This is a genomic window from Dolichospermum sp. LEGE 00240 (assembly GCF_015207875.1).
Classification (GTDB): domain Bacteria; phylum Cyanobacteriota; class Cyanobacteriia; order Cyanobacteriales; family Nostocaceae; genus Dolichospermum; species Dolichospermum gracile.
On the sequence record NZ_JADEVZ010000137.1, the window covers coordinates 1 to 5,627 of the forward strand.

At 39.0% G+C, this 5,627-nt stretch carries 8 protein-coding genes; 4 read left to right on the top strand and 4 right to left on the bottom strand.

Going from position 1 to position 5,627, the window contains the following annotated elements:
• The coding region (locus IQ226_RS25460) for a hypothetical protein (RefSeq protein WP_228039653.1) at window positions 1-189 on the bottom strand (189 nt) is incomplete at its 3' end.
• 84 nt (window positions 190-273) lie between these two features.
• On the opposite strand from IQ226_RS25460, the gene rpsN reads away from it, so the two are divergent.
• A complete protein-coding gene (gene rpsN / locus IQ226_RS24280; protein ID WP_027404105.1) occupies window positions 274-576 on the top strand; it encodes a 30S ribosomal protein S14 in 303 nt (100 codons plus the stop codon).
• Window positions 577-726: 150 nt separating this feature from the next.
• Here the strand turns inward: rpsN and IQ226_RS24285 are convergent, their stop codons facing one another.
• Window positions 727-1,056 (bottom strand): hypothetical protein, encoded by a 330-nt coding sequence (locus IQ226_RS24285; RefSeq protein ID WP_193899647.1) that lies wholly within the window; start codon window positions 1,054-1,056, stop codon window positions 727-729.
• A gap of 53 nt (window positions 1,057-1,109) precedes the next feature.
• On the opposite strand from IQ226_RS24285, the gene aat reads away from it, so the two are divergent.
• From aat to IQ226_RS24300, 3 genes are all read left to right on the top strand, one after another.
• Window positions 1,110-1,685, top strand: coding sequence for a leucyl/phenylalanyl-tRNA--protein transferase (aat, locus tag IQ226_RS24290; protein WP_193899649.1), 576 nt, complete (start codon window positions 1,110-1,112; stop codon window positions 1,683-1,685).
• Window positions 1,686-1,898: 213 nt separating this feature from the next.
• A complete protein-coding gene (locus IQ226_RS24295) occupies window positions 1,899-3,086 on the top strand; it encodes a glycosyltransferase family 4 protein (RefSeq protein ID WP_193899651.1) in 1,188 nt (395 codons plus the stop codon).
• A 339-nt stretch (window positions 3,087-3,425) separates the two neighbouring features.
• Window positions 3,426-4,472, top strand: a complete 1,047-nt coding sequence (locus tag IQ226_RS24300) for a cyanophycinase (RefSeq protein WP_193899653.1) — start codon at window positions 3,426-3,428, stop codon at window positions 4,470-4,472.
• A 75-nt stretch (window positions 4,473-4,547) separates the two neighbouring features.
• On the opposite strand, the gene IQ226_RS24305 is transcribed toward IQ226_RS24300, so the two are convergent.
• The gene (locus IQ226_RS24305) at window positions 4,548-4,979 is read right to left on the bottom strand and encodes a DUF29 domain-containing protein (protein ID WP_193899655.1); all 432 of its coding nucleotides are present in this window, start codon (window positions 4,977-4,979) and stop codon (window positions 4,548-4,550) included.
• A 285-nt stretch (window positions 4,980-5,264) separates the two neighbouring features.
• Window positions 5,265-5,540, bottom strand: coding sequence for a lipopolysaccharide assembly protein LapA domain-containing protein (locus tag IQ226_RS24310; RefSeq protein WP_193899657.1), 276 nt, complete (start codon window positions 5,538-5,540; stop codon window positions 5,265-5,267).
• Window positions 5,541-5,627 lie beyond the last annotated feature (87 nt).

The window sequence follows — 5,627 nt, forward strand, 5'->3', positions numbered from 1 at the left end:
GCAATTACTATGGCGGTTAATGCTATTACTGATGAAAATGCTCTCAATTGGTTTAATCATTGTGGATTGTTTTTTGACCCTATTTAGATAGCTATTTTTGTACTGGACTTGATCGCAAACTGCTGTAACTCCTGACTCCTGACTTCTGACTCCTAGCCCATGACTTACGTCACGCCGCGCTATCAGCAACCCTTACTTTATTACCAATTTCTCTATTATTGCCAATAAAGGTGTAGAATGGGGAATGCTGTCTTTCATTAGATTAGGGAATTCATGGCGAAGAAGAGTATGATTGAGCGCGAGAAGAAACGCGCTAAAATGGTAGCTAAGTATGCTGAAAAGCGGGAAGCACTATTAGAAGAGTTTAGAACAGCAGAATCTCCGTTGCTGAAGTTAGAAGTTCACCGTAAAATTCAACAATTACCCCGTAACAGTGCGCCTACTCGTAAGCACAACCGTTGCTGGTTAACTGGTCGTCCTAGAGGCGTTTACCGTGATTTCGGCTTGTCTCGGAACGTACTCCGGGAATGGGCCCACGAAGGTCTTTTACCTGGTGTTGTTAAGTCTAGCTGGTAGAGTTAGTTGTCAATGGTCAGTGGTCAGTAGAAGGAGGCAAGAGGCAAGAGGCAAGAGGCAAGAGGCAAGAGAAATATCAATATCCCCCTGTTCCCTATTCCCTATTCCCTATTACCAATGACCAATGACCAATGACCAATGACCAAGGTGTTATTGCCCACAACAATAATCAATTCCCAGGCTATCTAAGAGTAGATCGCTAACGGCGTTGGCGATCGCAAACTCTCCAAAAAAACTTTTAGAAAAATCAAATGATTGCATCTCTGTGACAATGGCAATTACCAGAGAACCTAAATCATTTTCTCCCTCCATGCGTTGTCTCACAAAAATCTGTGATGCCCGCTGGGCAATATTTTGATTGATTGCTTCAGGAATAAACTCTTCATCAAGCCAATGTAACAGGTTTTGTTGTAACCATTCACCTTCTTGCTGGGGATTTTCCGAAGGAGGTAAGGTAATAGATGGAATTGCTGAAGTCATTTTTGTATATTTTATATAGAATTTGTTTGCTAGGGTAATCTTAGAAGAAGATAATGGAATATGATGTTGCTGCTATTGTTCGGGGTTACGCTCAAGGTTATTTTCTCATGTCTGATGAAAGTAATAACCTGGGATGGTATGGAAGTAAGGAAAGAACTCTCATTCCTTTAGATGAACGCTTTCGCTATCCTAAATCATTACAGCGCGTGATTAACCAAGAAAGGTTTACAGTCGCCGTTAACCGGGACTTTTTGGGCGTGGTTGCTGGCTGTGCTAACCGGGACATAACTTGGATTTCTCCAGAATTAGCCAAGATTTATGAGTTACTTTACCAAAATGGTTACGCTTATAGTTTTGAAACTTGGTTGGGTGATAAATTAGCTGGGGGAATTTTGGGAATTGTCATTGGTGGTGCTTTTATTGGTGAATCCATGTTTTTCAATATTTCCGAAGGTTCTAAGGTCGCAATGGTAAAGTTAGTGGAAAGATTGCGTCAACGGAAATTTAGACTATTTGACGCACAAATGATGAATCCTCATTTAGCCAGATTTGGAGCTTATTATATTAGTAGTGAAGAATATGCAGTTTTGCTTAAACAAGCTGTATCAAGTTCTTGCAACTTAATTTAAGGAGTCAGGAGGTAGGGGCGCAGGGCCTGCGCCCAGTCAGGAGTTTGAACAAAAAAATTTCATAAGGATTGCTATGTATAAGAAATGAAACATATTTTTGAATATTATGGCAAAATGTTCTCTACTCCCTATTCCCTATTCCCTATTCCCTTTTTTTTGAGATAATTATAGTTTTTAAACTTTTGAGATTTTTGTCAATCATCGGGGAGTCAAATGAAGATATTAGTGCTGAGTTGGGAATTTCCACCGAGGATAGTTGGCGGAATTGCTCGTCACGTTGCTGAGTTGTACCCGGAATTAATCAAGCTAGGTCATGATATCCACCTAATCACGCCAGAATTCGGTCCAGCATCCTTGTATGAGGTAGTTGAAGGAATTCATATTCATCGTGTCCCCGTGCCTGCTAGTAACGATTTTTTCCACTGGGTGGTGAACTTAAATGAGAGCATGGGAGAACATGGCGGTAAGTTGTTGATGGAAAAAGGTCCATTTGATCTGATTCATGCCCATGATTGGTTAGTTGGAGATGCAGCGATCGCTCTCAAGCATACCTTTAAAATTCCCCTCATTGCCACAATTCACGCCACCGAACATGGACGCTATAACGGCATTCATAATGATACCCAACGCTATATTCATGATAAAGAATATGCACTAGCTCACAATGCCTGGCGAGTAATTGTTTGTAGTGAATATATGCGTCAGCAAATGATCCAAACACTACATATTACTAATGATAAAATTGACGTAATCTATAATGGTATCCGCCCAGAAAAGAAAATACATCATCAAGATTTTCATGCTCAAGATTTTCGGCGACGATTTGCCGCAGATTATGAAAAAATTGTCTATTATCTTGGTCGCATGACATACGAGAAAGGCATACCCGTATTACTCAATGCTGCCCCCAAGGTACTATGGGAAATGAAAGGTAATGTTAAATTTGTTATCGTCGGTGGTGGTAATACTGACCATCTGAAACGTCAAGCTTGGGATTTGGGAATTTGGCACAAGTGTTACTTTACTGGGTTTCTGACTGATGAATACTTAGATAAATTTCAAACCATTGCTGACTGTGCAGTTTTTCCCAGTCTTTATGAACCCTTTGGTATAGTTGCCTTAGAAAGTTTTGCCTCTCGCGTACCAGTCATAGTTTCCGATACTGGTGGTTTCCCAGAAGTAGTTCAACACACAAAAACGGGAATTACCACTTGGGTAAACAACTCCGACTCTGTAGCTTGGGGAATATTAGAAGTTTTGAAAAATCCAGATTATTGTCAATGGTTGGTAAATAACGCTTATGCGGATTTAGAAAAAAGATTTAGCTGGATAAAATTAGGTAAGCAAACAGAAATGGTTTATAAAAGAGTAGTGCAAGAACGAGCAGAAATTGTCTGGTAAGTAATGAGGAGAGAATTAATTACACAACTGATTTTTCTATTCCCTATTCCCTATTCCCTATTCCCTATTCCCTATTCCCTATTCCCTATTCCCTATTCCCTATTCCCTATTCCCTATTCCCTATTCCCTATTCCCTGTTCCCTATTCCCTATTCCCTATTCCCTATTCCCTATTCCCTTCCCATAAGGACAATTTTTAACGCCAACTCACTTAACGAGAATCAAAGATTACTCTGATAATTTGCCCTAAAAAAACACTACAAACCCTGTACGCTAGGAATTTAGCCCCGGACAATGCGAAAGTTAGAAATGATTGCTGTTTGCTTGACAAGATTTGAATATGACAAAGGCATTCCTAAATACATCCAAGCGTTTGCAGAATGCAAAAAACAGCTTATTGAAGATGGTAAATTCCATCCTCAATCGTTTAACAACTAAGTTAAAACGGTTTTTTGAGGATATCATCGCCGATAGCCAGACTCCTACTTCCAAACCAGCTTATCAACTTCCTAAATTAGCTGGCCCTGTTCATAACTTAGGTGGAGGTGGACCTGATGTTGATGACGCTATCCAATGGATGATTAATCAAGTCAGAGGCGGTAGTTACAGCGACAATAAGGTTAATGTTTTAGTCATTCGGGCTGCTGGTAATGATGATTACAATCAGTTAATTTATCCCATGAGAGGTGTCAAATATGTAGAAACTCTCATCATTCGTAATCGTCAAGAAGCGAACAGAACCGATATTTTTGATAAAGTCAGAAATGCTGGCGTAATTTTCTTTGCGGGTGGTGATCAATGTGAATATATTCGCCACTGGAAAAATACTAAATTAGAAGTTGCTATCAAGTCAGTTTACGATAAAGGTGGTGCGATTGGGGGTACAAGTGCCGGGGCGATGATTCAAAGTGAATATGTTTATGATTCTTGTGCTTGTGAAGATAGTATTGAAACTCATGAAGCCCTTGATGATCCTTACGGGAATATTACCTTTACCTATAATTTTTTCCAGTGGAAATATTTGCGCGGAACCATCATTGATACCCACTTTGATGAACGCAAAAGAATGGGAAGAATTATGGTTTTTATTGCCCGACAAATCCAAGATGGTGTATCTTCAAAAGCATTAGGGATAGCAATTAGTGAACAAACATCTTTACTAGTTGATAAATATGGTATTGCTAAAGTTGTGGGTAAAGGTTCAGCCTATTTTGTCTTAGGAGATCATCCCCCAGAAATTTGTGAAAAGGGGACTCCTCTCACCTATCACGACTACAAAATCTGGCGAGTTCCTAGAGGTGACACTTTCGACTTAAATAAATTACCATCACGGGGTTATTATCTCAGAAGTGTGAAACGGGGAAGGTTTGATTCAGATCCTTATTAATAGCATTTCTCTACACAAATCTACCTCATTAGCCCACTCAGGTGGGCTTTGTGATATTCACCGAATGTGAATTTGCTATTGTGGCAACCAATTTTCATCTAAAATTAATTCCAAAGTATAAAGACATTTTTCGGGAAATGTAGAAATTATCAATCCTGTTTGCTTTGCGGCTTGACGACGGGCTTTTCCATAGCTTTCTTGTAATTGTTCTTGAGGATAATTTTTGAGACTGGGACTATCTTTAATAGTTAATTCAATTTGAGTACGCGCATCTGTGATAGAATCTAGCCAACTGTCTGAGCGTCGGTGAGGTTGATATTGCCATTTGAGTAAGTGTAAAAGTAGGCGAATTAATTGACTAGAAATTGCCCGTCTTTCACTTTTACCCAATTCAGAAATCTCCTCAATTAAATGTTCTTTATCTATTTCTTGCCAGCGATTTTCTAGTAATAATTTGGCTGTTTCTTCAAGCCAAATATTGAAATCTATTTGATAAGTTATAGTCATTTTTATTTTACCTCATTAAAGGTTTTCGGGATCTACGGACAAAGATATTTTCACACAATTACAAACACCCAGCCAATCACATTCTGACAATTATATCTTGTTCAGTTTCAGGAAGTTGCTTTATTTGTTGAATAGCTTCTTCAAGTAACTTAGTCATAGTTTTTACCGTTAATCATTATCTATTATACTAAATATGAGGCAGCCAGGGAATAAATTCCCTGTCTAAAAGCAAAAGTCGGTTAAAACCGACTAATCATAAATTTGCGCCTTTGTGTGAAACAAAACTTAAAAATCCTCATCATCAACAAAAAACTCTGCATCTTCATCTATTCTAGATTGAGATTCTCCCAATCCCCAGAGAGGCTGCAAAACTGCTGTACCTAATAAACCGACAGCCACACTAAAAGCTAACATCAAACCAAAGGGAATTTGTATGGATTGAAAAACCAAAAACCGTAAAGATACAGGAGTAGCATTTTGGACAGAAATTAGAGCGATCGCCACTACCCAAACAGCTATAATTACTAATATGAAAAAATTTGCCACAATTTTGAGTATCATAACTGGAAAAATCTTTTCGTGAGAGCTAGGAATCAGGAGTCAGAAGGTAAGAGGAAGGGAAGTTGGGGAAGTTGGGGAGGTAGGGGA